Raw genomic sequence first — 24577 nt, 5'->3', positions numbered from 1 at the left:
CTGGGCACTCTCCGTTGTAGCTGTGACTACTGTTCTCGTTCCCGTGCTACTGGTCCACGGCACCGGACAACGAAATGCTGACGCGAGTGAACTGAGATGCGGCCCGTTCCTCGGACACCAGAAAGATCATCCGCGACTCGTAGCTGCGGGACCTCATCCAGGACCACCTCGCCATACGGTGGAGGCCGGAGCGGATCTGCCAGGCTCTGCGGGCACGGTTCCCCCGGGCTCCAGTGTGTTGAGCTTATGGCCGTTTGATCCTGCCGCCTGGGCGTGTGAGGGCGGGGCCGGGAAAGCAGTGATCAGGACGCCGGTCAGGTCAGGAATCTGGTCTAAACCGCGGAGAACAAAGGGATTTCGTTGGTCTTCTCGTCGACGTCGACCTGTGTCAGGAGCACGCCGCGGGCGTGGGCGAGGACTTCGGGCAGGTGCACGTGGCGGCTGCCGTGCTGGGGGCGCATCGTCGTTCCATCTACCGTGAGCACGCGCTGTACCCGGCCCGCCCGCCATGCCGGGCGGTGCGGGGCGGCGTCGAGGGCCGCCAGTGAGCCTGGATCCAGGCTTCGGCAGCTCTTTCCAACGCCGCCCGGTGCGGGCGTCCCGGGCCCATTCCCCTTCCCTGGCGAACATGAAGTGTCGAGAACTCCATGATCGACAAAGGGGTCGCGCCCGTCCTCCGTCCCTCTTCGACCCAACAGTTCCGCTACGCCGGACCCGGCCCGCCGGGGACGAACGGCGCGTTGCTACCTTCTTGGCTGCAATCGCTCCTACCCGCAATCAACGTGCTCGGCACACGTCGAGGAGACGGATTTATGCATATCACCAGAATGCGTGCCGCGGTGGCCGGCGTTCTCGGCATGGCGACCATCGCACTGGCCTCCCCGGCGCTCGCCGAAACTCCGGAACCGTCGCCCACCGCCATCGCGACGGCCACGGCCGCCGTCACCCAGTCGAGTCCGTCCCCCCTCGTCTCCGACACCACGACGGCGACCCCGAAGACAGGGCCGTTGGCCGGCCTGGACTCGGCGGGCAAGCCGACCGGGTCGGCCGGCCCGACCGCCACTGCGAGCCTCGATCCGAGCGCCACGCCGAGCGCCACGCCCACCGACGCCGCGGCTCTGATTCTGGGCGCGACGGCGAGCGCGACGTCCTCCGCGACCCCGACCACCGGCACCGGCACCGGCAAGCCGACACTCGATGGTTTCCTCGACCTGCTGCCCTTCAAGGTCCCGCTGGACAAGCAGATCAACAGCATCGACGACATGGACGTCAACCCGTTGTTCCTCACCTTCACCTGCGACGGCTCCGTCCCCTCCTGGAAACTAAAGAACACCGCGGACAAGGCCTTTGGATTCGGCTGGTTCGACACCAGCCTGCACGGCGGGATTCTGGACATCGGGCCGAAGCAGACCGTTGACCTCCCCTCGAAGGCACTCGCGGTAATCGGCTCCCCCTGGGACGCCAGGACCAAGGTTCTGCTCGTGACCGTGCCGACGGTCGGTGTCTCCAACTGCACGGGCGGATCGGCCCCGCCGCCGCTCGCACCGCCCGCTCCGCTACCCGTCGCGGTGCCCGCCGCCACGAGCGCCGTCCCGGCCGATCCGCACTACACGCGATGAGCTCCGGACCTGGTCCCAGGATGGCTGCGGGCGCCCTCGCGGCCATCCTGGGTGGCGTCGTGCTGACCGGCTGCGGCGACGGCGCCAGGAACGCATCCACCGATCTCTCCCCGCAGGTGCGCAACCAGCTCGCCGCCGCCGCCGGACTCGGCCAGGGAAAGAGCACCGTGGTCACGGCCGTGGGTGCCAGCGTCGACGTTTACAGCGCCCCGACCGACACCCAACCCTCCTCCACTCTGGCCAGTCCGAATGAGAACGGCGTCAGGCGGGTCTTCCTCGTCCAGGCCAAGCTGTCGGGATGGTGGCAGGTACTGCTGCCGGTGCAGCCGAACGGCAGCACCGGATGGTTGAAGGCGGACCAGGTCACCGCGTCCGAGACGCCGTACCGGCTGGTTGTCTCCCGCAGCAGGCACCGACTCCAGGTGTTCAGCAACGGGACGCAGATCGCCGAGGAGCCGGTGGGGATCGGCACCGCCGACACCCCGACGCCGGGCGGGCGTTTCTATCTCATGGAGCTGCTCAAGCCGCGTGATCCGAACGGCCCGTACGGGCCGTATGCCTTCGGGCTCAACGGCTTCTCGACATCACTCAGCTCGTTCGGCGGCCACAAGCCGGTCATCGGCGTGCACGGGACGAACGAACCAAAGCTCATCGGCAAGGACGTCAGCCACGGATGCATCCGCCTGAGCAACGACGCGATCACCAGACTCGCCCAGACCGTTCCCCTCGGCACGCCGATCGACATCGTCGCCTAGACGAAGATCGGTAACGAGGCCCTTCCCGGTGGAGGATCGCCGGGGCCCGGACGGACTATGCGTCCACCGAGGCGGACGGGTCCATGGTGGGACGGGCCGCCACGGCGATCCGCAGATCGTCGACGAATCCGGCGTAGACCTCGTCACGGCGGGCGGGATCCGCCCGTAGCACCGCACTGGGATGCAGCGTGGCGAGCAGCTGAGCCCCGGAGCCTGCCGGCCCGGGGAGCAGCCGGCCACGCATCTTCGTCACCCGGAACGACGGTCCGAGCAGCGACATGCCTGCCGTAGCCCCCAGGATCACGACGATCGCCGGCCGAACGAGGTTGAGCTCCGCGGATAGCCAGGGACGACACGCGGTGACATGCCGCAGGTCCGGGGTCTGATGAATCCGCCGCGGACCGTTGCCGGTGCGATACCGGAAGTGCTTGACGGCGTTTGTCGTGTACACCTCGGCACGGTCGAGTCCCACCTCGCCGAGGGCCCGGTCGAGCAGCTTGCCGGCGGGGCCCACGAACGGCACACCCCGCCGGTCCTCGATGTCGCCCGGCTGCTCGCCGACGAGGGCGAGCCAGCTATGCGCGGGGCCGACCCCGAAGACCGTGCGGGTGCCGGGCAGTTGTGCGAGGTCGCATCCCTGGCACTCGGCAGCCGCCGCCGCCAGGGTCGGCAGATCCGCCCGTGGTGGTATGTGTACGGGCTGCATGCTCATCCACCGATTCAACCGGACGGGCCCTCGCCCGTCCGCACGAGCCCTGGGAGACCCGGTTGTGCCGGGAACCCGGTGCCGGGGGTGCCCCGACCGCCGGGGGTGCCGAGGCCGGATATCTGGCCCCCGGCGGTCGGGGCAAACCACGGGACCACCCCCACAAAATAGCGGCGTGTCATCATTCAACTACACAGTGTTTGCTGTTGTGCTGTACGGGTGACGCTTGCCGTGGAGTGGGATCGGGGCTTCTCCGACGCCTGGTCGCAAATCGCCGCGACAGCCCCGAAAACTGGCCTCTTCCTCGCGATCTGTCTGCTCGGTTGGCTGTTGGTTCGGGCGGGTACGCGCCTCGTCACCCGGTTGACCGAACGCGCCGGCCTGGATCGGATCATCGATCGCGCCGGCCTGCCGCGGCTACTGCACCAGCCAGCCCCGAGCGTGCGGGCGGGCGGGCTGCGGGTGCTCATGGGCATCGGCCTGCTCGGCGTGCTGCGGATCGCGCTGGGGGTCTTCGGACCGAACGCGGCCGAGGACACCGTGACCGATCTACTCGCTCTGCTGCTCCATATCCTGCTCGCGACGCTGGTCATCATGATCGGGGTCGGCCTCGCCCGGGTCGTCCGGACCTTCGTCACGGAGGCACTACGCGACCTCGCGTACGGACGGGCGGCCGGCAACATCGTGGCCACCGTGCTCGTGGTCGCCTTCGGCAAGGCGGCGTTGGACGAGGTGGGACTCGCGACGTCGGTCACCACACCGCTCCTCTGGGCGATCCTGGCCTCCCTCACCGGTGTGATCGTCGTCGGCGTGGGAGGCGGCCTCATTCGACCCATGCAGATCCGATGGGAGGAGATCCTCGATCATGTCGAGGACACCGCCGCCGAGGCTCGAGCGAAGTGGCACGATCGCCGCCCCACCACGGTGCCCCAGGTATCGTGGGTCTCTCACCGCTCGTCCACACCCCACGGCTTCCCGGGTCCCGCCGGTCCCACCGGTCCCCACAACTCCCGGGCACACACAGACCCCCGGGCACACACAGACCCCCGGGCACACACAGACCCCCGGGCACACACAGACTCCCCGGCACACGCGCCGAAACGGCCGCTGCCCCCGCCGGCCGTCGCCTCGCCCCGACCCCCGATCCCGCCACCGGGTGAGGGACCACTGTCCAAAACCGGCTCCTCCGAACGGCCTCCACCGTCCGCGGTGGACGAGCCCCCGCCGACCGCCGGCCGACCGCTTCCGGGGGGACCCACGTAACGTGTGGTCCGTCCCCCACGTCCCGGTCGCGTCGACCGGTGGGTGTGCGTTCGGCGAACTGCGGCGCGTTCGGGCCCCAGGTGGGGCACTCTGGAAGAGGACGGACGGTAAAAGTCGGTCACTGACCTCGACCACGCATATCGCCCTGACCCGGACACCTGACCCAGCCAGGGGACCCCGCCGGATCGGTCCGCATGTGGCCGATCCTCACGGCGGGCACCTCATCAACGTCACGAGTGGCGAGCGGAGGGACATCTCGGTGGACGAGCTCTCGGATATGGAGCGCTCCCGACTGCTCCTCGGCTGGCTGGCGGCGCGGCGTGCCGTGGACAACTGTCTGTCGGACCTGCTCGCAGCCGGTCCCGCCGGGGAGCGGCGGGTACGCGAGTCACTCGCTCTCGTGGACGATCTGGAAAGCCGTGCTCAGGAGGCGTTCGACCGTTACCGCACGGCCGCGGAGAACACGGAGGCACGGTCATCGGGCCGCTGGGTACCTTCCGACGCCGATCGTCCCAGACTCAATGTGGTCCGCGCCCCCGAAGGCGATCTCGCCCGTAGTAGATCGAACACGAAGAGCAATCACCGACACCGGTGACGCCCGGGGCGCTGGACGCGCGCCAGAATGGCCCTCGTGCCAGCCGTCCGTCGCCGCCGCGTCGCCGCGGCCTGGCTCCTCGCCCTCCTGGTTTCCCTTCTGCTGACGACGTCCGGCTGCGGCGTGCTGGAGGGTCCCCGACGTGGTCATGTGGTCCTGGCCGCCACCCCGGCGCCGACCACGGGTCCCGATGCATTCGAACGCTCCGGACGGGGCGCCCCCATCCGGGTGACCCTGCCCCCGTCCGACGCCCCGAAGCCCTATCCCCTGCTCGTGGCACTGCACAGCCTGTACTACGACGGCACGGATCCCGAGCAGCACTGGGACCTGGACGGCCTCGCCCGTACCGCCGGCCTCGCCGTCGTGTACCCGGACGGCCTCAACAGGGCATGGAACGCTGGAACCTGCTGCGACCCCGCCGTGGCCAACCATACCGATGACGTCGGCTGGCTACGCGCGTTGATCGCGCATCTCAGCGAGCACTACCCGATCGACCGGAACAGGGTCAGCCTGATCGGTCTGTCCAACGGTGGCATGCTGGCCTACCGGTACGCCTGCGAACACGGAGACGAACTCGCGGGCATCGCCGTCGTGGCGGCCAGCCGTCAGGTGTCGGACTGCCATCCGGGCGCCCCGCTGACCGTCGTGGACGTCCACGGCGGGGCGGACGGCCATATACCCTACCAGGGGACCCCCTGGTCGCCGGTGCTACGGACCGCGATCACGTCGGTCGAGGAGAGCATGATCCCGTTCCGGTCGGTGGATCGCTGCCCCGTCCCGAGCCGGCCTACGGACACTGTCCTCACGGATTCGACCGGCGTGCCATGGCACGCTCCGGTGGCATCACCGTCCGCGCTGAGCGTTGGAACGGATGCGGACGTGGCCGCGCCCGTCGCCGTGCCCCCGGTGCACCCGGCAAGCGCGCCGGTGAACGCCGCCCCGCGGGTCCCGATGCCGAGCGCCGTCCCGGGTGTGCCCGCGAATTCGACCGCAGTGACGTCACCGGCCGTCGCCCTGCGCAAGGAGACCCCCTGTGCCTCCTCGGCCCGGGTCGTGCAGTTCCTGCTGCCCGCCTTGGCCCACGGCTGGCCTGCCGTCTCCGGACCGGCCGCCTTCGCCACGGGCAGGGTGATCTGGAATCTGCTGGCTCCGGCCCGTTCCGCGCGGCCCGGCCCACGGATGTGACCCATGACGGCCAGCCGGCGGGGACGGATCAGGCCGGCGCGAACGACGACCGCAGTGCGCCCATCAGCGTGTTGAGCGACGCCAGGACGTTGGTCGACACTCGCGCGATGAGCACGTACACGGCACCGGCCACCGACACCGTGCGCATGAGGTAGGAGACCCGCTGCCCCTCCCGGTCGTACGAGCCAGCAAGTTCCTGGGTGGGCTGATCGCTGGTGTCCGTCGCCGGACCGGAATGGTCCCTGGTCAGACCGGGGACCGTGTTGAACTCGGCGGACTGGACCTGCGTGAGCGCTGCCACCGGATCGCGCACCGCGACCCGGGCCACCCCGATCATCTGCGGTCCGTACTCCGAGACGGTGCCGGGCTCGCCATAGAAGATGCCGGTGTTGTCGCGCCGCTGCTTCCACACCGGCGGGTGGGAGAAGGTGGCCTTCTGCACGGTGTCGGTGAACGAGGTCCAGTCCGCCGGCACCGCGATCTGGCCCGCGGCCGCCTGACCGCCAGCCGCCTGACCGCCAGCCGCCCCTGTGCTTGGGCTGGGCGCGGCCGCTGCGGGGCCGCCGGACGATGCTGCCGTCGGCGCCGGGGCCGCATTGGCGGTCCGGCCGCTGGGCCGGACCTTTTCCCAGACGGCGCCGGCCCCGACGCCCACCCCGAGTGCCACGGCCAGCACCACCAGGGCCACCCCGACCCGATGCAGGAAAGGCATGGTGTCGGAATCACGATCTCCCTGTCGGGAATCGCGAGCGTCGTCATCGTCGGGGAAATCGGCTGTGCCCGCGGCGGAGGCCAGGCTCCCCGAGCGACGCGCCGCGACCCGCTGATCGGCTCCGAACCGCGCCGGACTCGGCCGGCTCCGCCCCGCGCCCGGCGGGTAAGCCTCGGGCCGATCAGGCCGATCAGGCCGATCAGGCCGATCAGGCCGATCAGGATCGGTGCGGTCGGCATGGCGTCGGTCGAGTCCGAGGTCGTCGCCGGCATCCCTGCCGTAGGGCATCCGCGGGCCTGTTCCACCGTCTCTCATCCCGGCGCCGCCGGTCGGCGGACCGCCTGTGGAGGCACCGTCGGCCCGACGTGTCGGCATCGCCGTTCTGGCCCGCGGCAGACCGACCTCATTCTGCCGATCCGGTCCACCTCGTGGAGCCGACCTTCCATCGGTAGCCCATCCGGGTGGTCGACGCCCGGGAGTGGAACCGGGTGCGGGTGCGGGAGTGGAACCAGGAACGGCTCGGGACCGCAGGCCCTCGGTCCGAGCGGGCGGGACGAGCGCCCGGCGCATCGAGGTGCCGGTGGACGGGGAATCGATATCCTCGGGCTGTATCGAACCGCCCTGACGTGGACTGCCATGGCGGGGATCGCCATGGCTCGCCGGTACCGGGTGGTAGGGCCCGGTCACCGGTCCAGCGGCGTCATATGGCCCGGTCGGAGGGCCGTAGCCGCTAGGCCGCGGACGCGGATCCGGCCCCGCTTGTTGGTACGGCTCCATCGAGGGACCCCTACCGCTCCCCTGATAGTAGGGAGACTGCCGGTCGTCGTCGTCCCACTCGGTCCGTCGCACACCGTCCGTCACCAGACGACCTCCGATCCCGAGCTCCGCTTGCGTCCACCCGTCCCACCGGTGTACCACGGCGTTGCGTCGACGTTGCGCGAGCTTAGTTGACAGTAGCCCCCCGAAGGCGTAAAGGGATCGGCCAGGTACCTCGCCGGTCACCCACTGATCTGCGTCGATATCCTCCCATGTCATCAGGCACATATTTCAGGGGGGACGCCACATGAAGGGCTTCAGGCAGTTCCTGATGCGAGGGAACGTCGTCGACCTGGCGGTCGCGGTCATGGTCGGTACCGCCTTCACCGCAGTGGTGACGTCGCTGGTGAAGACCATCTTCACCCCGCTGATCGCCGCGATCTTCGGCAAACCCGACTTCTCGGCCCTCACCTTCACCATCAACGGCAGCGTGTTTCGGTACGGCGAGTTCATCAACAGCGTCATCGCATTCCTCTCAGTCGCTACAGTGATCTACTTCGTGGTAGTGCTCCCCCTGAACACCATCAACGAGCGGCGGACGCGGGGGCAGGTCCCGCCGGAGGAGGACCCGGCACTCACCGACGAGGCACGCCTGCTCACGGAAATTCGTGATCTACTGGCGGAACACCGTCCCACCGGCTGACCAAGCTGACCCAGTCGGCCCGGGCCGGCCCGGGCCTGCGCGGGCCGGGCCGGCGCGGCTCCACGCCGGATCGCTTACCCGAACGTTGGTCGGCATTCAGGAATCGCTCAGGCTTTCAAGGGAAAGTGCCTACCATGACACCGCGTCTCCCCTTCAGCAGTAGCGCCGAGGCCGCCCCCGGGGGCGGCGGCAGGGAGGGGTCCGGCGCCGGGCATGCCTCCCCCTCCCCCTGGGCTCCGCCCATCGGCGGCGCGGCCGGGACACCAGCCGGCCAAGCTCACCCGGCTGGTCCCGCCAGCTCCGAACCCGACCTCCCGGCGGGCCCGCCTTCCCGTCCGCCCGGCTCGCCGTACAGCCAACCGCCGGCGCTGGGGCCATCCTCCGGCCAGCATCCTCAGTATCCGAATCCCCATCTCCCGCATGGGGATCCTCGTCCGTATCCGGATTCTCCGTACCCGGCCGGGCCGTCCCAGGCCAGCCAGCCGCAGGCCGCGTTCTCCGCGGGAGGCTCACCTCCGGCGGCGCCTCCCGGCGGCCCGTGGGGACCACCTTCAGGCCCGCCACCCAGTGGTCCCGCTGCCCCGAGAGCTCTGAACGGCGCGGCCGGCCCCGCGGGACCCCCGACCGGAGGGCATTCCTGGGGACCGCCGTGGAGTTCCCCGAGCGGCGCCGGCTCACCACCCGCCCAGGACCTCTACGGCAACGGGACAACCATGGCCGCCTCGCAGCCTTGGCGCCGACGGCGGCTCGTCGCCGCCGGACTCGCCATTGCCCTGGTCTCGGCCGGTGTAGGTGGCGGTGTCGGAGCGCTGGTCGCCGATAACAACGGGGGGCAGACCATCGTCACATCCGCCGGTCTGCACAACACCGTGGACAGTTCCGGTGGAACGTCGCCGGCAGCCGCGAACACCGTGTCGGCCGCGGCGCAGAAGATCCTGCCGAGTGTCGTGACAATCTCCGAGGAATCGAGCAGCGAGTCGGGCACCGGCTCCGGCACCATCATCCGTTCGGACGGGCATATCCTGACGAACAACCATGTGGTCTCGGGTGCCGCGAACGGCGGCTCGCTGACGGTCACCCTGCAGGACGGTCGCACCTTCGATGCGCAGGTCGTAGGCACGGATCCGAGCTCGGACCTCGCGATGATCAAAATCAATGCCACCGGTCTCACTGCGGCCACGTTCGGCAATTCCGACACGCTGAACATCGGGGAACTGGTGGTAGCGGTCGGCAGCCCGCTCGGGCTGAACGGTACGGTCACGTCCGGCATCGTCAGTGCCGTGCATCGCCCGGTGCGCACCGGGGATTCAACCGTGCGGGATCAGCAGAACACCGTGCTCGACGCAATCCAGACCGACGCATCGATCAACCCCGGTAACTCCGGTGGTCCGCTGGTCAACAGTCGCGGCGAGATCATCGGCGTGAACAGCGCGATCGCGACCGTGGGTGGTGGAAGTCCCTTCGGTGGCGGCCAGCAGTCCGGCAACATCGGCGTCGGTTTCGCTATTCCGGGCAACTATGCCGAGTCGGTGGCCACCGAGTTGATCTCCACTGGAAGCGCCCGGCACCCGTACCTGGGCGTCAGCGCCTCCACCGCGGAGGAGAACACCCGCTCCACCGCCTCCAGCGGCAACGGTGCACAGATCCGCTCCATGGTTCCGGGTGGACCCGCCGAAAGGGCCGGCCTTCGCACCGGCGACGTCATCACGAAGGTCGGCAACCGTGCCGTCAACGACGTCGACTCCCTCATCGCGGCGGTCCGGTCCCACGCCATCGGCGACGAGGTGGAAGTGACCTATACCCGTGATGGACAGAGCGGCACCGTCAAGGCCCGGCTCGCCCAACAACCACCGGCATCCTGAGCTATGTCCCGACCCGCAAGAAGCATGGTGCCATCCGGCGGAAGGCCGCGAATGGCCGGTCCGGTTCCGAACGCCGGTTCCGCCGAATTGATGACAGATTTCGACTTATACTCATTGAAGGCAGATTCGTCCCTGGTGGATTGGTCCCGTCTCCGATGGGACATGGCCACCCTGCCATGGGACCTACCAGGAAAAGTAGCCAGCCGTAGTCGATGAGGATCAAAGTGCGACGGCATCAGTAGTCAAGCGTTATCGACTGTCGAATCGGCGACAACAAAATCTTCACGGCGTTCACCCGCTGCGGGGGACGAACTTCTAGCATTGGGACTGCCTCACCGGGCTACCGATGGGGCGATGCCGGCCCGTTCCGGGGCCGCCGCTAGTCCCCGGGGAGAAGCTGAGTATGGACGACGACGCGGACCTAGTGGCCCGTGTCCGACGTGGTGACCGACAGGCGTTCGACGATCTCTACGATCTGTACGCCGATGATGTCTTCTCGATGTGCCTGCTGATTCTGGGCGATCCCACCGTGGCCCGCGCAGCGGCCGGGACGGCGTTCGCACTCGTCGCCCGCACTCGTCTAAATCCCCTGAGCGATCCCACCCGGCTGCGGTCCTGGCTACTCGAGCTTGCTCGAGGAAGCGCTCTGGCCTGGTCCGGATCGCCCCAGGCGCGCAGCATCCCGGTACCCCATGGAGTCTCGCCCGAAGAGCTCCTCGCCGGTGCCGTGGTTCCGGCGCCAGCGAGTCTGCGGGTCGGCCTCGCGCGCACCTTCGATCGCGCCGCTGTCGCGGCTGTAGCCGCAGCCTCAGCCGCCAGTCGGCGGGCAGCGGCAGCGGCAGCGGCAGCGGCAGCCGATACCGAGAGCGAGAGCGAGAGCGAGAGCGAAGTCGGCGAGACCACCAAGGAGACACCGAAGGTCAATCTCGTCAAGGTACCGACGGCTCCACCCAGCGGTGACAGGTACGCCGACGCCGAGAAAACCATCATCGCCGCCACCACGCACTCCGTGCGTGTACTCCCGCTCATGCGCATGGACTCCGACAACGACCTCACCGACGCACCGCAGACTCATGCTGGCCGCGGCAGCGCGGGATGGCGCAGGCGGTCGGCGGTGGCAGTCGCCGCGGTGACGGCCATCGCCGTCGCCGGCCTCACGGCGGCCATGAACTGGCCCACCTCCGATGCCCAGCTGCTGTCGGAGGACGAGCCGAATATCACGCAGGTGACGCAGGGGCAGGTGACGCAGGCACCGACCCCGGACGCGATACGTCCGCCTATGCCTGCGGCCGCACCCAGCAATGCGGCCGCGACGTCCTCGACAGTCGTCCCGACGGTTGCCGGAGCGTTTACCAGCCGGGCTGCATCGCCCGGAGGCTTGGAACCACACCTCATGGAGCCCATCGCGCGGCAGGTCAGCAAGCCCTCGCCCTCCGCCCCTCATCGTCCCGACCCTGCTTTTGTCAAGACGCCTGCGACATCGCCTCCGTCCTCGCCATCCACCGCCCCGGCGCCACGCACGCCGACGACGGAGCCACCGACCACGGCTCCTACACAGCCGCCAACCACGGCTCCATCGCCAGCCAGCAGACCCACGACGGCACCCCCCAGCACCCCACCCACGACGGCACCGACCGGGGTGGACGCTCCGACGCCGACGTCCCCGCCGAGTGGCAACCCCGGGAGCCCAAGTACCGGACCTACCCCCAGCAGTTTCTCCACCGGAGGGACAAGTTCACCCAGCACGGGCGACTGGATCACTAATACGATCACAATACCGCTGCCCATTTTCATCTAGTCTTCTCTCTAGTAAACATTGCACAACAATGTGGGTGCGGGCATACTCAAAAGCTGCCAGGTCGAGAGACGTTAAAAGGCCCGAGATCCGCCGAGTGCCGATACTCGGCCTAGAAGGGACTGTGGTTCGGTCCCGGACCCGTCGGCGCCATAATCACGCATTGCCCACGCAGGGTCCCCGGCCCCGTTCTCCGCCAGTATGTCGAAAAGAAATATGCCACAGAGTTTCTCGCCGATGATGCTGGCATAATTGGCTACCCCTCACGGAAGATCATCACCGTATTCTGGCTGTGCTCGCGTACTTGAAATCCCGCGCACCTGAAAGGATGACAGGAGCCAACCGAACACATGGTCGATTCTGCGTCACACTCGCCACGGCGTCAACCCCTACGCCCACCGAGGAAGACCGCACCGCGGAACAGCGCATGACTTGCGGCTGTGGCGACCACATCCTCAAGCAAACAGAATTCTCGATGTCGCCCCGCCGACGATCTATAACGCGATCCACGCTGAGATGGTTCGCCCGCCAGACGCGGTTGACGATGGTCCCATCGCGCGCCATAATCGAACACATGTTCGGTAAAGATCTGGAGACCGTTCCCCTCCCTGCCCTCGAGGCGGAACTCTGCAGCTGGGCGGGTCGGCTGGCTGCCGCCACCTGCCGTTGGCTGATTCTGCTCGCTGCCTTCGATCGCCGCAAAGGTTGGTCCGCCAGCGGCATGCCGACCTGCGCGCACTGGTTGTCCTGGCGGTGCGGACTCGGACTTCGCGCCAGCTACGACTACCTTCGAGTCGCCCGAGCACTAGAACTCCTTCCCCTCATTCGCGAGTCCTTCTCCAAAGGAGAGATCTCCTATTCAAAGGTTCGGGCTATAACACGTGTCGCCGAGCCGGAGACGGAAGCAAGGTGGGTTGAGCAGGCCGCACAGTGCACAGCGCAGAAGCTCGAGAGACTCGTGTCCTTGCATGCCAAAATCAATCATGATCAAAAAGATGAGAACGGGGGGCGCGACGAAGATGGCCCGAACAATACGCGGTGCTCTTGGCGGTGGAACGAAGATGGAACATTTTCACTGTCCGTCCGCCTCGATCCAGCCCGTGGTGCGATCATTGAGAGCGCTCTCGTCATGGCCATGTCAAGCCTGCACGACTCCCGAGACCACGACTCCCGAGACCACGACTCCCGAGACTCTGACCGGGAAGATTCTTCCACGACATCCGATGCCGAGGGCTCGATCAGTGACACCTCGATAACACACGCAGGTCCTGAGGTGAAAGCCGATGCCTTGACGGCCATGTCCGAATCTTTCCTCTCCACCGGCGCTCCCACGCTGATGAGCTCCACATCTCACGCGATAAATGTACACATAGATATTGATACACTTATCGGTTCAAGCCGAGAGAACCATGGATCCACCCTCCAGCGACATGAAGAGAATGGGCTGAATACCCGAAGGTGTGATGTGAAGGACCATATCCCCGTTCTACCGAACGTCGTTCGAAGACTGTCCTGCGACAGCCTCCTTCGGACACTTATTATAGACTCCGAGGGAAACCCTCTCATGCTGGGTCGCACCCGCAGAAACCCAACCGCGAGATTGCGGCTAGCAATTTATGCGCGCGACCGAGGGGTATGCCAGTATCCGGGCTGCCATCATACCCGCTGGCTCCAGGTACATCATATGAAGGAATGGGCATCCGAAGGCGGAAATACAGATCTTGATAATCTCGTTCTGATCTGCTCCCTTCATCATCGGACTATTCATGAAAGGCGGATTGTTCTGCAGCGCGGACGCGACGGTTCGATTGTCGCCCGCCATCGTGACGGAACGCTGACGCAGCAGGCACCGCGGCTGCATCCGGGTCCGGGTCTGTTGGAGTTCCTCAGCGATAACACCTCAGCCACGCCAGCTGAGACCGTCCCGACAAGACGAGTAGCCTGAATTACCCCCAGGGGGTATAGACATGATCCAAACGTCTGCCTCGGCGTACCGCGACCCGATGTGTGTGGGGAGGGGGGGACACGAGAGCCGATGCTCAGCTACGAACGGGATGCCCGTAGGCTCCCAACCTTGTGAGCCCCATCCTCGCGCCCGGACGAGCTGGGAACTTCATCCGAGCCCTGTTCATCATCCTGCTGCTTGTGCTGCTGATGCGGACGGTGTATCTGATGTGGTTCTTCCGCACCCCCGCGTGGACATCACGACCGGACGAGATCCGCTACTGCGGCGGATGGTACAAGCGTTCAGACGAGCTGGACATCGCAGGAAGCCGTGCACGCCAGATGGCAGGTGGCAGCCTCAAGGAGGTCAGGCGGTCACCGGTGTTCCGCCCGATCATGGCGTACCGTCCGACATCAGACTGTCCGCGCTACCTCTTCGCCAGGGTCGGCAAGGACGTCTTCGTCATCTACCGCGCCGCCGACGACTGAGCCGGACCGGTCAGGGCCGGGCCGGTCAGAACGTAGACGCGGGCGTGTATGGACGTGCGCTGCTGCAGCGCGGCCCGTACAGCACGGTGCAGGCCATCCTCCAGGTAGAGAGCTCCGTCCCACTCAACGACGTGAGGGAAGAGGTCACCGTAGAAGGTCGAGTCCTCATCGAGGAGAACATCGAGTGCGAGCACTCGCTTGGTGGTGACGAGCTGGTCAAGCCGAACCTGGCGAGGGGGAATGGCCGCCCAGTCCCGCTGGCCAAGGCCGTGCTCGGGGTACGGGCGACCGTCTCCGACCAATCTGAAGATCACCGGCACCTCCTCCTCGAGGGCGAGAGATTCTCCGACCACGACAGCCTAGAATCCCCGCTCCCCCTATAAGACCCCGGTGGCCCCGCAGCATCGAGCCGCGTGGACAGCCGGACCACGGCTGCAGGTCAGATGCCCCAGCTGGCACCCCTTCTCTCGATCTCGCAGCCAGGCATGACCTAAGTAAACCTAACCTGATGCCAAGGAGATTCCATGGACGACGTCGTGCTCTGCCTGCCTCCAGACGCCGGTCGACGCATCGACCTCTCCACGTGTGCGCTTGCCGAACCGGATCTGATCAGTGCGTATTCACCTGATCTCACCAGATGCCGCAGCTTGCCCGGCGCGGGAAACCTGCGGCGACCGGTGACAAGATTGCCGGAGTGCAGGTGACCGGAGTGCAGGTGACTCCAGCTCCATCACAGGTCAAGATCGGTCTCATCGATGCGATCGGTCTCAAGGCGAATATCGTCAATCTTCGTGCCAAGGAGCGGCACGGCTCTCGGTGACCGGACAGGGATCAGCCGATCAGGCCGAACGAGCACGCAACCGTCGAGTTCGGAGTCACTCCCTCGGGGTGAACTCGCCGGCACGCCGCCGACCGGTCGAAAATCCGCTGGACAGCCCACCTACTCTGGGCAGATGGAGTTCACCCAGTCCGACAAGCTCGCCGACGTCTGCTACGACGTCCGTGGGCCTGTCCTCGACGAAGCGACCCGGCTGGAAGCTGCGGGGTCGCGCATCCTCAAGCTGAACATCGGCAATCCCGCGCCGTTCGGCTTCTCCGCACCGCCGGAGGTACTCGAGGCCGTCGTGGCAAACCTTGCGGATGCACAGGGTTACAGCGACTCCAAGGGACTACTCGCCGCCCGGGAAGCGGTCGTGCGCTATCACCTCCGCAAGGGGGTCACCGGCATCGACCCCGGCGGGGTCTACCTCGGCAACGGCGTCTCCGAACTGATCATGATGTCGTTGCAGGCGTTGCTCAACAACGGCGACGAGGTGCTGCTCCCCGCGCCCGACTATCCACTGTGGACGGCCGTGGTCAGCCTGTGCGGTGGCCGGCCCGTGCACTACCTCTGCGACGAGTCCGCCGGCTGGGCGCCCGACCTCGACGACATCGCCGCCAAGGTCACCCCGCGGACACGAGCGATCGTCGTCATCAACCCGAACAACCCGACTGGTGCCGTCTACGACCGGCAGGTGCTGGAGAACATCGTCGAGGTCGCCCGCCGCCACCACCTGATGCTGCTGTCCGATGAGATCTACGACCGGATCCTCTACGAGGACGCCGAGCACATCGCGACCGCAGCGCTCGCGCCGGACCTGGTCTGCATGACCTTCAACGGGCTGTCGAAGTCCTACCGGCTGGCCGGGTTCCGGGCCGGGTGGATGGTGATGTCCGGTCCGCGCGGCCACGCCTCGAGCTACATCGAGGGAGTGAACATCCTCGCGAACATGCGCCTGTGCGCCAACGCGCCCGGGCAGTTCGCCACGGTCGCCGCCCTCACGGAGGACGGCGGCGCAGGGGATCTCGTCCTGCCCGGCGGCCGGCTGCGCGAACAACGAGACACGGTCGTGAAGCTCCTCAACGACATCCCCGGGGTGTCGTGCGTCCCGCCGCGGGGGGCGCTGTACGCCTTCCCCCGGCTGGACCCCGCCGTCTACCCGATCCGGGACGACGAGCGCTTCGTCCTCGATCTGCTGTTGGCCGAGAAGATCCTGCTCGTCCAGGGCAGCGGCTTCAACTGGCCGCATCCCGACCATGTCCGGATCGTGACCCTGCCCGCGGTGGACGATCTCACGGACGCTATCGGCCGGATCGATCGCTTCCTGGCCTCCTACAAACACCCCTCCCAACGACAGCTCTCCTCCCAACGACGGAACTGACGGAGCAATCGACACCATCGGGGAGGTTGTCCACAGGACGCCAGCGCCCTGTGGACAACCTGTGGAAAAACAGCATGGCGACGTCCTGCTCGTGGGTCTGCTGGTCGCCGCCACGATCGGGGTGCAGATCGCGCTGCGAGCCCGGATCGATCGTCCGCTCTGGTACGACGAGCTGTGGCGCCCGCACTTCGCGGGGGAACCGTGGCCGACGTTCTGGTCGGAGCTGACGGCGGCCAACACCCCGTCCTCGGTCGGCTCACTGGCACTGACCCGACTGACCGGGACCATCCTCGGCTGGCACAGCTGGTCGCTCCGGCTCGTCGGAGCGGGAATCTGGCTACCGCTTCTCGCTGCGGGCGGCTTCCTGCTCGCGCGGCGGTTCACCGGCCGGGTACCGGCCGTGGCCGCCACGGTGACGACCGCCCTCGCCGGCACCGTCGTCGACACCGGCACGCAGCTCAAGCCTTACGTCCTCGATGCGGTGGTCACCCTCGCGATGGTCGCGCTGTGGACGGGACAGGCCACGCTCCCACGCCGGACCGCGGCCGGGGCGCTGGCGCTGCTGTCGCTGCCCGCAGTGTTTCTGCTGGTTCCCCTCGCTGGCTACGATCTGGTCCGCGCGGTGCCCCGACGCACCGTGGTGCGCACCGCCGGACGGGTGGGCCCCGCCCTCCTCCTGGCCGGCACCCACATGATGATCTTTGTGGCGCACCAGTCCAGCCAACGGGCGAGCCATTTCTGGGACGATCACTTCCTCGCCGGTCGAGGGATCCTTGGCGGCCTGCGGTTCACGCTCGAACAGACCGGCGCGATTCTCGGTGGCGTCCCGCCCGGGATCGACCGTTATGACCCCAATCTGGTGCACTCCCTCCTCCAGGGGCATCGCCTCCCGACGCTGCTCGTCGGGACGGCCACGGCGGTTGCGCTGGCGCTCGGAGTCCGGGTACTGCGCCGACGCCCCGACGGGATGATCCTTATCGTCGCCTTGGTCGGCGCCGAACTGCTCCAACTCGCGGCCAGCGCCGGACGCTACTGGCCCTTCGGGGCCTGTCGGACCAACCTGTTTCTGGTTCCGTTGCTCACCATCATCGTCGCGGTCGGCGTCGCCGACCTGGCCCGCACGGCCCAGACAGCCAGGCTGGTCGGGCCGGCGCGGCTTCCCGCGGCCGTCGGCCTGATCGCGCTGGCGGTGATGCCGGTCTGCGCGGTCGGCGGGACCGTCACGCTGTGGGACGAACGCCACGATCCCCGTCCGATCGAGGCCATGGTCGACGCGACGATCGCCGCCCGCGCCGAGTATCGGGCGGGCGATCTCGTCATCGTCGGCGGCCGACTGGCACGGGCGGGCTGGCTCTACGCCATGGACCTCAGCGACGACGCGTCGTCCGGGGAACCGCCGGTCGGACCCCGGGTACCCCGATCGGCGACGACCTTCCTGAGCGTGATCGGGAAGGATGGCGCGGATGGCGCGATCCGCAGCCGCCCGCAACCGCCGAACCGGATCCTGCTGTTCATCCTCGCCTACGACCTCCGGGGCACGGCCGCCGAACTCGCGTCCCTGCGGCAGGCCGGATGGTGTGAGCAAGAGATCCGGACCTTTCCACTCACCGGCACCCTGCACGGCCTCACCCGCTGCGTCCCGACGCCTCGGGGGGACTCGCGGTCGCCATCGGCTGTCCGATGAGAGCGGCCAGCGCCCCCCATTCCCGGTCACCGTCCGCCAACGACGCCGCGATGCGCTGCTGCAGCACGCCGACCTGGATCCGGGTGCCATCGAAGAGCTGCTTGCAGGACGCCGCAGCGGCGGCGTAGTCCCTGCCGCCGGCATCGAACCGCGCCTGCGCGGCCACGGTCGGCGGTACCGGCGCGGTCAGCGCCGCCTGCGTGTCGGTGCCGAGGGAGATGCAGACGGGCTGCAGGGAAGCGCCGTCCTGGGCGGCCAGATACGCCCGGGCCGCCGCGACGTCCGTGGCGACCCGGGCCCGTAGACCCTCGCTGCCGTGGTACCAGGAGGCCAGCTCGGCAGAGTCGCTTGCGGTAGGCACAGAGTCGCTTGTGGTAGACATAGAGTCGCTTGTGGTAGACACAGGGTCGCTTGTGGTGGACGCGGGCAGCCCGGACGCCGGATCCGCACCGCCCGCCAGGGTCGCTGCTCCCCCGCCGATCACCAGCACGATCGCGCCGAGGATGGCGAGCCGACTACCGAGGGGGTTCTGGAGCGGATCCGGTTCTCGCAACCACCCAGGTCGGCCGCTACGCCCCGCCATGCATCCCTCCGTCCTGGATCTACTCTGGGCGAAGGTTATGCCTCGGAGCGTTGCAGATCATCGGTGGGTGCGGCCGTCAGCGTGCGGCCGTCAGCAGTTGGCGAGTTCGGGCTTCTGGTTGAGCACCTGCGCTCCGATCGAGACGAAACGCCGGTACTGCTCACCACCGACGGAGTCGTGCCACACCCAGCGCCTCCAGGATGAAAACCATTGTCAATAATGACAAACGGACGCGTGCCCATTCCCGTCGACAGGCACGCCCAGCGCGACGAGGAGATGAGAAAGTGAGAACGTGGCCCGTACACCCCAAGAAGCTCATGGGTCCGAGCCGACCCCACGGCTGGCGCGCACCCCGGGCGGGACGGACGGCACAGTCGGGATGAGAGGCACGGACGGTAAGGGCGCCTCCGGCAACAGACTGAACCGACCAGACAGCCTGAACGGTGGCGAAGGGAGCAACGTGAGCACCGCGGGGAACGACACCAGGTCGGCCGGCGCGGGCCGGCCGGCCCGCGACCCCCGCAACCATCGGGATGAGACGGTGGAGCGCCGTCCGGCGCCGAGCCGGGGGACGGCCGTGCGTGCCACCCGGCAGGGCGACGCCGTCTCCGCCGCGCTTGCCGAGACCGACGCCTTTACCAGCGCTCAGGATCTGCACGCCCGGCTACGGGCGCAGGGCGCCGCGGTCGGGCTCACGACGGTGTACCGCCATCTGCAGGTGCTGGCCGACCGCGGCGAGGTCGACATGCTCCGCCGGGACGACGGTGAGACGGTCTACCGGCGCTGTGCCTCCGACGACCATCACCATCACCTCGTCTGCCGCTCCTGCGGCCGGACGGTGGAGATCGCGGGGCCGGAGATCGAGGCGTGGACCGCCAAGGTCGCCAACGCCGAGGGATTCGTCGACGTCGTGCACACCGTGGAGATCTACGGCACCTGCACCATCTGCGCGGCCCGACCAGCCACCTGAGCGAGGTTCCCGGCGGAGCAGGGGGCGCGCAGCGGAGCACAGTGCGCGCAGCGGAGCAGGGGGCGCGCCGTCGGTCAGGGTGCCGTCGCCGAGAGGCCGGTGCAGGCGCGCAGAGCGTTCCAACTCGCCAGGGCCCGGGCTCCCGCGGCACCGGTCACCGGCTGGGGGATGCCCCCCACGATCCGGGCGGGTAGCCAGGTGGCGGCCGTGACCGCCCGGCCGGCGACGGTCAGTTCCAGCACCCCGGACTCGGTGTTCCGGCCGGCGCCGGAGGAATAGAACACAAAGTTCCCCAACCCGTAGCCGACGTACACTCCATCGGAGTTCCATCCGGCGCCCAGCAGAACGTGGGCGTGGCTCCCGATGACGACGTCCGCGCCCGCGGCCGCCAGCCGGGGGAGCAGGGCGCGCTGTGCCTCGTTGGGGCACTGCTGCTGCTCGGTCCCCCAGTGCAGGAAGACGATGACCGTGTCCGCCGCGGCCCGCACGGCCCGCACGGCTCGCACCAGCCGATCGACCTCCTTGGCCGATGCCAGGCCGGGCTTGTGCGGACCCGCCGTCCAGGCCGCGATCAACTCGTCGTCGAGCACCTGGGTGGCCCCGAGGACGGCGATACGCTGCCCCTTGACCGTCGTCGTGTACGGGGCGTACGCGGCGGTGTCGTCCACGCCGATGCCGACGAGCGGGAAGTGCGCCTCCCGGGCGTAACGCAGCGAATCCTGCAGGCCTTCGATGCCGTAGTCCATGCCGTGGTTGTTGGCCATCGTGACGACGTCGATGCCGGCCGCCCGCACCGCGGTGAACGCGGTGGGCGAAGCCCGGAACACATACGCCTTCTGGGCCGCGGTGCCACGGTCCGTCACCGCCGTCTCCAGGTTCGCGATCGCGAGATCGGCCGCGCTCAGGGCCGCCGACATGGGTCCGATCGCCGTCCGCGGATCGGCGGCGAGCCGCTGACCGGGAGCACCCGCGAAGTGGATGTCGCCGCCGAAGGCGATGGTGACCGGCTGCCCCGTCGGCCGCCGCGGGCCGTCACCGACGGGGGCAGCTCCCACGGCTCCCACGGTGGCCGCGGCTGAGGCGGGGGGACCGGTGGTGACGGAAGCACCATCGGCATGAGTCGTCGGCGTCGGCCTCGGACGGTCCTCGCCGTAGGGCACGGCACAGGCCACGAACATGAATCCGACGATGACGGCGACGCCACCGGCGACGGCCGTGCGCCCGCGTCTGCACCGAACACGCCTAACACGCCGAACGCACCGAACACGCCGGCTGACTGCACCCCGCTCCACCCCAGGCTCCCCCTCCGTGACAACCGCGCCACGACGAGCCACTCGCAAACCGGCCGCGTCCCGACCGTTCCCATGATCCCGAGCTCGACCGCCGCGGTCCGTCCGAGGTCAGAGTGCCGACAGCACCGGTGCCAGTTCGCGCCACTGCCGACGCGGCAGCCCACGGCGCTCGAAGTCAAGCACCTGCACGGCCACCTGATCGGCCCCGGCGTCGAGATGCTCCTTGATCCGCCCGAGCAGGACGTCCGCGTCCCCCCAGGGGACGATCGTGTCGACCAGGCGGTCCGAGCCCGAGCCGGCGAGATCGTCGTCGTCGAACCCGAAGCGCCGCAGGTTCGTCGTGTAGTTCGGCAGCCGAAGATAGGACCCGGTGTGCCGGCGGGCGAGCTCACGGGCCTGTTCCGGATCGGTGTGCAAGACGAACGCCTGCTCGGGGACGAGCAGCTTGCCGGGCCCAAGGATGTCCCGGGCGGCAGCGGTGTGCTCGGGTGGCACGAAATAGGTGTGGGCGCCGTCGGCCCGGTCCCGGGCGAGGCCGAGCATCTTCGGACCGAGCGCGGCGAGCACCCGTGGCGGGACACCGGGAGGTGGCACGGCCCGGTACTGCTCGACCGCCATCCGGTCCATCTCGTCGAGGTACGCCGCCATCTGGGCGAGTGGGCGCGTGTAGGAGGCGCCCCGGATGTGCATCAGCTCGGCGTGGGACACCCCGAGCCCGAGCAGGAACCGGTCCGGGTACGCCTCGGCGAGGGCCAGCTGACCGGCGGTCATGGTGAGTGGGTTACGGGCGAGGATCTGCGCGATCCCGGTCGCGATCGTCATCCGGGAGGTGGCCGCGAGCGCCAGAGCGGCGGTGACCAGCACCTCGCGCCCCTTGACCTCACCGGTCCACAACGTCGGATAACCGAGATCGTCGAGTTCCGCGACCGCCTCCCGGACGACCGCGGCCGGGGAGAAGTCGAACTGGCCACTCCAGATCCCCACCTTGCCGATCTCACGCCGGGCCGGCGGGCGGCTCATGTGCTGCGCACTCGTCACCGCGCAACCGTACCGAGCAGGAACGATGGTCACTCGTCACGGCGGGACCGTCGGATCCGGTTGCCACTGTCCGTCCAAGGTCTATCGTTGGCGAGTGTGACGGAGCTCATGCAGCTGCTCACCCCGGCCGGTCACCGGATCACCACCGCGTCCACGACGACGGCGGCCGGACCCGATGCGCCGGGACCCGATGCGCCGGGACCCGATCCCTCCAGAGCCCGCGCCGGCGGGGTGGACGCCGCGGGAGCGGACCCGCCCCGGACAGCCGTCGATCTGGCCGCCCAGATCGCCGACCTGACCGACGACGACCTGTACGGGCTGTATCGGGACATGGTGTTCATCCGCCGGTTCGACGAGGAGGCGACCAGCCTGCAGCGCCAGGGCGAGCTGGGGCTGTGGGCGAGCCTGCGGGGCCAGGAGGCGGCCCAAGTCGGATCCGGCCGGGCGCTGAGGCCCGGCGACATGGTGTTCCCGTCGTACCGGGAACACGGGGTGGCCTGGTGCCGGGGAGTCAGGCCGAGGGAAATCCTGGCGATCTATCGCGGCACGACGCTCGGTGGCTGGGATCCGGGCACCCACGGGTGCGCCCTCTACTCGATCGTCGTGGGCTCGCAGGCGCTGCATGCCACCGGCTACGCGATGGGAATCGCCCGGGACGGCACCGACGACGCGGCCATTGCGTACTTCGGTGACGGGGCGTCAAGCGAGGGCGATGTCAGCGAGGCGTTCGGATGGGCGAGCGTGTTCGCCGCCCCGCTGGTGTTCTTCTGCCAGAACAACCAGTGGGCCATCTCGGCACCTGCCCGGCGCCAGAGCCGGATCGAGATCGTCCACCGGGCCGCGGGCTTCGGTTTCCCGGGCGTGCGGGTGGACGGCAACGACGTGCTGGCGTGTCTCGCGGTGACCCGGTGGGCCCTGGCGACCGCGCGTGCCGGGCGTGGTCCGGTGCTGGTGGAGGCCGTGACCTACCGGATGAATCCACACACCACGGCAGACGATCCCAGCCGCTACCGTCCGAAGGGTGAACTGGACATGTGGCGTCGGCGTGATCCGTTGGACCGGATGCGCGCCTACCTGACGGCGCGGGGCCTGCTCACCGAGGAGAGTCTGCGGCAGCTGGCCATCGAGGCGGACTCCTTCGCGCACGAGCTGCGCGCGCAGTGCGTCGCGCTGCCGGATCCGATCCCGACCAGCCTGTTCGACCATGTGCAGGTGGCTGAGAATGAACTCGTGACGGCCCAGCGATCGGCGTTGGCGGCCATGTTCGACGTGGAGGGGCCCGGCGTGGAGGACGAGATGGGCGTACCCGAGGGGAACCGGTGACCAGCGGGGCCGTCGTCGCCGGGGAGCAGCGCTCCGACGAGGTCGGTGAGCGGGTTGCCCGCGCCCCGGTCACCATGGCCAAGGCGTTGAACCTCGGGCTGCGTTCGGCGATGGCAGCCGATCCCAAAGTTTTGGTCATGGGGGAGGACGTCGGCAAGCTCGGCGGGGTCTTCCGGGTGACCGACGGGCTGCAACAGGAGTTCGGCGAGGCCAGGGTCATCGACACCCCACTGGCCGAGTCGGCGATCGTCGGCACGGCGATCGGGCTGGCCATGCGCGGTTACCGGCCGGTCTGTGAGATCCAGTTCGACGGGTTCGTCTATCCCGCGTTCGACCAGATCGTCAGCCAGCTCGCGAAGCTGCACTACCGGTCGGCCGGCCGGATCCGGCTGCCGGTGACGATCCGCATCCCCTTCGGCGGCGGGATCGGCGCCGTCGAACATCACAGTGAGTCGCCGGAAGCGTACTTCTGTCACACCGCCGGCCTGAAGGTTGTCGCCTGCTCGAACCCGGTCGACGCCCATCACATGATCCAGCAGGCCATCCGGTCCGACGATCCGGTGATCTTCCTCGAACCGAAACGGCGGTACTGGGAGAAGGGCGTGGTCGACCCGCGCCCCCTCGCCGAACTGCCCGCGGACGAGCTCACCCAGCTGCACGCCAGCCGGGTCGTGCGCACCGGCACGGACGCGACCCTCGTCGGCTATGGTCCCACCGTACGGACCTGCCTCGACGCCGCCGAGATCAGCGCAGCGGACGACAGCCGGTCGCTGGAGGTCATCGACCTGCGGACGCTCTCACCCCTGGACCTGGAACCCGTGCTCGACTCGGTACGCCGGACCGGCCGGCTGGTCGTGGTCCATGAGGCACCGTCCAACGTCTCGGTGTCGGCCGAGGTCGCCGCGCGGGTGACGGAGCGGGCGTTCTACTCCCTGGAGGCGCCGGTCCTGCGGGTCACCGGCTTCGACACCCCGTATCCCCCGGCCCGCCTCGAAGATCACTACCTCCCCGACGTCGACCGCATCCTCGACGCCGTGGACCGTTCCTTCGCGTACTGAGCGTCCTGAGAAGCATGAGGACCGACCAACCGGCTATCTGACTG

At 68.4% G+C, this 24577-nt stretch carries 23 protein-coding genes; 16 read left to right on the top strand and 7 right to left on the bottom strand.

Features of this window, described 5'->3' with window-relative positions:
- Positions 1-407: 407 nt before the first annotated feature.
- From AC08OO_RS03130 to AC08OO_RS03120, 3 genes are all read left to right on the top strand, one after another.
- Complete coding sequence (locus AC08OO_RS03130) at positions 408-548, top strand: hypothetical protein (protein ID WP_476618219.1); 141 nt, start codon at positions 408-410, stop codon at positions 546-548.
- 264 nt (positions 549-812) lie between these two features.
- Positions 813-1619, top strand: a complete 807-nt coding sequence (locus tag AC08OO_RS03125) for a hypothetical protein (protein WP_476609044.1) — start codon at positions 813-815, stop codon at positions 1617-1619.
- A gap of 20 nt (positions 1620-1639) precedes the next feature.
- Positions 1640-2374: a L,D-transpeptidase gene (locus AC08OO_RS03120; protein WP_476609043.1), complete on the top strand. Its 735-nt coding sequence runs from the start codon at positions 1640-1642 to the stop codon at positions 2372-2374.
- A gap of 55 nt (positions 2375-2429) precedes the next feature.
- Here AC08OO_RS03120 and AC08OO_RS03115 read toward each other — a convergent pair whose 3' ends face one another.
- Positions 2430-3086 (bottom strand): UdgX family uracil-DNA binding protein, encoded by a 657-nt coding sequence (locus AC08OO_RS03115; RefSeq protein WP_476609042.1) that lies wholly within the window; start codon positions 3084-3086, stop codon positions 2430-2432.
- A 213-nt stretch (positions 3087-3299) separates the two neighbouring features.
- Here AC08OO_RS03115 and AC08OO_RS03110 point away from each other — a divergent pair, with 213 nt between their 5' ends.
- The 3 genes from AC08OO_RS03110 to AC08OO_RS03100 all read left to right on the top strand — a co-directional run bounded on the left by AC08OO_RS03110 (position 3300) and on the right by AC08OO_RS03100 (position 6123).
- On the top strand, positions 3300-4343 hold the full coding sequence (locus AC08OO_RS03110; RefSeq protein WP_476618218.1) for a membrane protein: 1044 nt from the start codon (positions 3300-3302) through the stop codon (positions 4341-4343).
- A gap of 196 nt (positions 4344-4539) precedes the next feature.
- Positions 4540-4938 (top strand): hypothetical protein, encoded by a 399-nt coding sequence (locus AC08OO_RS03105; RefSeq protein ID WP_476617098.1) that lies wholly within the window; start codon positions 4540-4542, stop codon positions 4936-4938.
- A gap of 27 nt (positions 4939-4965) precedes the next feature.
- Positions 4966-6123, top strand: coding sequence for a CE1 family esterase (locus AC08OO_RS03100; protein WP_476609039.1), 1158 nt, complete (start codon positions 4966-4968; stop codon positions 6121-6123).
- 28 nt (positions 6124-6151) lie between these two features.
- On the opposite strand, the gene AC08OO_RS03095 is transcribed toward AC08OO_RS03100, so the two are convergent.
- On the bottom strand, positions 6152-6835 hold the full coding sequence (locus AC08OO_RS03095; protein WP_476608470.1) for a hypothetical protein: 684 nt from the start codon (positions 6833-6835) through the stop codon (positions 6152-6154).
- Positions 6836-7898: 1063 nt separating this feature from the next.
- On the opposite strand from AC08OO_RS03095, the gene mscL reads away from it, so the two are divergent.
- From mscL to AC08OO_RS03075, 4 genes are all read left to right on the top strand, one after another.
- Entirely contained in the window at positions 7899-8294 is a 396-nt protein-coding gene (mscL, locus tag AC08OO_RS03090; RefSeq protein ID WP_011434546.1) for a large conductance mechanosensitive channel protein MscL, read from the top strand.
- Between the two features lie 713 nt (positions 8295-9007).
- Positions 9008-10156 (top strand): S1C family serine protease, encoded by a 1149-nt coding sequence (locus tag AC08OO_RS03085; protein ID WP_476609038.1) that lies wholly within the window; start codon positions 9008-9010, stop codon positions 10154-10156.
- Between the two features lie 2123 nt (positions 10157-12279).
- Positions 12280-13896 (top strand): HNH endonuclease, encoded by a 1617-nt coding sequence (locus AC08OO_RS03080; RefSeq protein WP_476609037.1) that lies wholly within the window; start codon positions 12280-12282, stop codon positions 13894-13896.
- Positions 13897-14027: 131 nt separating this feature from the next.
- Positions 14028-14384: a hypothetical protein gene (locus AC08OO_RS03075; RefSeq protein WP_023840606.1), complete on the top strand. Its 357-nt coding sequence runs from the start codon at positions 14028-14030 to the stop codon at positions 14382-14384.
- Here AC08OO_RS03075 and AC08OO_RS03070 read toward each other — a convergent pair.
- Complete coding sequence (locus AC08OO_RS03070; RefSeq protein ID WP_035729259.1) at positions 14363-14698, bottom strand: type II toxin-antitoxin system VapB family antitoxin; 336 nt, start codon at positions 14696-14698, stop codon at positions 14363-14365. The two genes, AC08OO_RS03075 and AC08OO_RS03070, sit on opposite strands and share 22 nt — an antisense overlap.
- Positions 14699-15021: 323 nt before the next feature.
- Between AC08OO_RS03070 and AC08OO_RS03065 the strand changes: the two genes are divergently transcribed.
- The 3 genes from AC08OO_RS03065 (at position 15022) to AC08OO_RS03055 (ending at position 18269) form a co-directional block, all read left to right on the top strand.
- Complete coding sequence (locus tag AC08OO_RS03065; protein WP_476609036.1) at positions 15022-15204, top strand: hypothetical protein; 183 nt, start codon at positions 15022-15024, stop codon at positions 15202-15204.
- A 133-nt stretch (positions 15205-15337) separates the two neighbouring features.
- Positions 15338-16585 (top strand): pyridoxal phosphate-dependent aminotransferase, encoded by a 1248-nt coding sequence (locus AC08OO_RS03060; RefSeq protein ID WP_476609035.1) that lies wholly within the window; start codon positions 15338-15340, stop codon positions 16583-16585.
- A gap of 61 nt (positions 16586-16646) precedes the next feature.
- Positions 16647-18269 (top strand): hypothetical protein, encoded by a 1623-nt coding sequence (locus AC08OO_RS03055; RefSeq protein ID WP_476609034.1) that lies wholly within the window; start codon positions 16647-16649, stop codon positions 18267-18269.
- On the opposite strand, the gene AC08OO_RS03050 is transcribed toward AC08OO_RS03055, so the two are convergent.
- Both AC08OO_RS03050 and AC08OO_RS03045 read right to left on the bottom strand, forming a co-directional pair.
- Positions 18211-18630: a hypothetical protein gene (locus AC08OO_RS03050; RefSeq protein ID WP_476606994.1), complete on the bottom strand. Its 420-nt coding sequence runs from the start codon at positions 18628-18630 to the stop codon at positions 18211-18213. The two genes, AC08OO_RS03055 and AC08OO_RS03050, sit on opposite strands and share 59 nt — an antisense overlap.
- A gap of 312 nt (positions 18631-18942) precedes the next feature.
- Entirely contained in the window at positions 18943-19038 is a 96-nt protein-coding gene (locus AC08OO_RS03045) for a hypothetical protein (RefSeq protein WP_476606995.1), read from the bottom strand.
- A 274-nt stretch (positions 19039-19312) separates the two neighbouring features.
- Here AC08OO_RS03045 and AC08OO_RS03040 point away from each other — a divergent pair, with 274 nt between their 5' ends.
- A complete protein-coding gene (locus tag AC08OO_RS03040) occupies positions 19313-19822 on the top strand; it encodes a Fur family transcriptional regulator (RefSeq protein WP_476609033.1) in 510 nt (169 codons plus the stop codon).
- Between the two features lie 74 nt (positions 19823-19896).
- Here the strand turns inward: AC08OO_RS03040 and AC08OO_RS03035 are convergent, their stop codons facing one another.
- Together AC08OO_RS03035 and AC08OO_RS03030 are read right to left on the bottom strand one after the other, a co-directional pair.
- The gene (locus AC08OO_RS03035; RefSeq protein WP_476609032.1) at positions 19897-20877 is read right to left on the bottom strand and encodes a CapA family protein; all 981 of its coding nucleotides are present in this window, start codon (positions 20875-20877) and stop codon (positions 19897-19899) included.
- 345 nt (positions 20878-21222) lie between these two features.
- Positions 21223-22134 (bottom strand): LLM class F420-dependent oxidoreductase, encoded by a 912-nt coding sequence (locus AC08OO_RS03030; protein WP_476607004.1) that lies wholly within the window; start codon positions 22132-22134, stop codon positions 21223-21225.
- Positions 22135-22260: 126 nt separating this feature from the next.
- Here AC08OO_RS03030 and pdhA point away from each other — a divergent pair, with 126 nt between their 5' ends.
- Together pdhA and AC08OO_RS03020 are read left to right on the top strand one after the other, a co-directional pair.
- Positions 22261-23475, top strand: coding sequence for a pyruvate dehydrogenase (acetyl-transferring) E1 component subunit alpha (pdhA, locus tag AC08OO_RS03025; RefSeq protein ID WP_476607005.1), 1215 nt, complete (start codon positions 22261-22263; stop codon positions 23473-23475).
- Positions 23472-24533: an alpha-ketoacid dehydrogenase subunit beta gene (locus AC08OO_RS03020; protein WP_476609031.1), complete on the top strand. Its 1062-nt coding sequence runs from the start codon at positions 23472-23474 to the stop codon at positions 24531-24533. The genes pdhA and AC08OO_RS03020 overlap by 4 nt, the downstream gene beginning before the upstream one ends.
- Positions 24534-24577: the final 44 nt, after the last annotated feature.

The sequence above is a fragment of the Frankia sp. CeCAU1 genome (genome assembly GCF_977971845.1).
This window is presented reverse-complemented; position numbering and strand designations above follow the sequence as displayed.

Coding starts and splice junctions, on each gene's coding strand:
- AC08OO_RS03065 (WP_476609036.1), top strand. CDS start 15,022: ATGCCGCAGCTTGCCCGGCGCGGGAAACCTGCGGCGACCGGTGACAAG.
- mscL (WP_011434546.1), top strand. CDS start 7,899: ATGAAGGGCTTCAGGCAGTTCCTGATGCGAGGGAACGTCGTCGACCTG.
- AC08OO_RS03120 (WP_476609043.1), top strand. CDS start 1,640: ATGGCTGCGGGCGCCCTCGCGGCCATCCTGGGTGGCGTCGTGCTGACC.
- AC08OO_RS03085 (WP_476609038.1), top strand. CDS start 9,008: ATGGCCGCCTCGCAGCCTTGGCGCCGACGGCGGCTCGTCGCCGCCGGA.
- AC08OO_RS03100 (WP_476609039.1), top strand. CDS start 4,966: ATGGCCCTCGTGCCAGCCGTCCGTCGCCGCCGCGTCGCCGCGGCCTGG.
- AC08OO_RS03060 (WP_476609035.1), top strand. CDS start 15,338: ATGGAGTTCACCCAGTCCGACAAGCTCGCCGACGTCTGCTACGACGTC.
- AC08OO_RS03115 (WP_476609042.1), bottom strand. CDS start 3,086: ATGAGCATGCAGCCCGTACACATACCACCACGGGCGGATCTGCCGACC.
- AC08OO_RS03095 (WP_476608470.1), bottom strand. CDS start 6,835: ATGCCTTTCCTGCATCGGGTCGGGGTGGCCCTGGTGGTGCTGGCCGTG.
- AC08OO_RS03125 (WP_476609044.1), top strand. CDS start 813: ATGCATATCACCAGAATGCGTGCCGCGGTGGCCGGCGTTCTCGGCATG.
- pdhA (WP_476607005.1), top strand. CDS start 22,261: ATGCAGCTGCTCACCCCGGCCGGTCACCGGATCACCACCGCGTCCACG.
- AC08OO_RS03030 (WP_476607004.1), bottom strand. CDS start 22,134: ATGAGCCGCCCGCCGGCCCGGCGTGAGATCGGCAAGGTGGGGATCTGG.
- AC08OO_RS03080 (WP_476609037.1), top strand. CDS start 12,280: ATGACAGGAGCCAACCGAACACATGGTCGATTCTGCGTCACACTCGCC.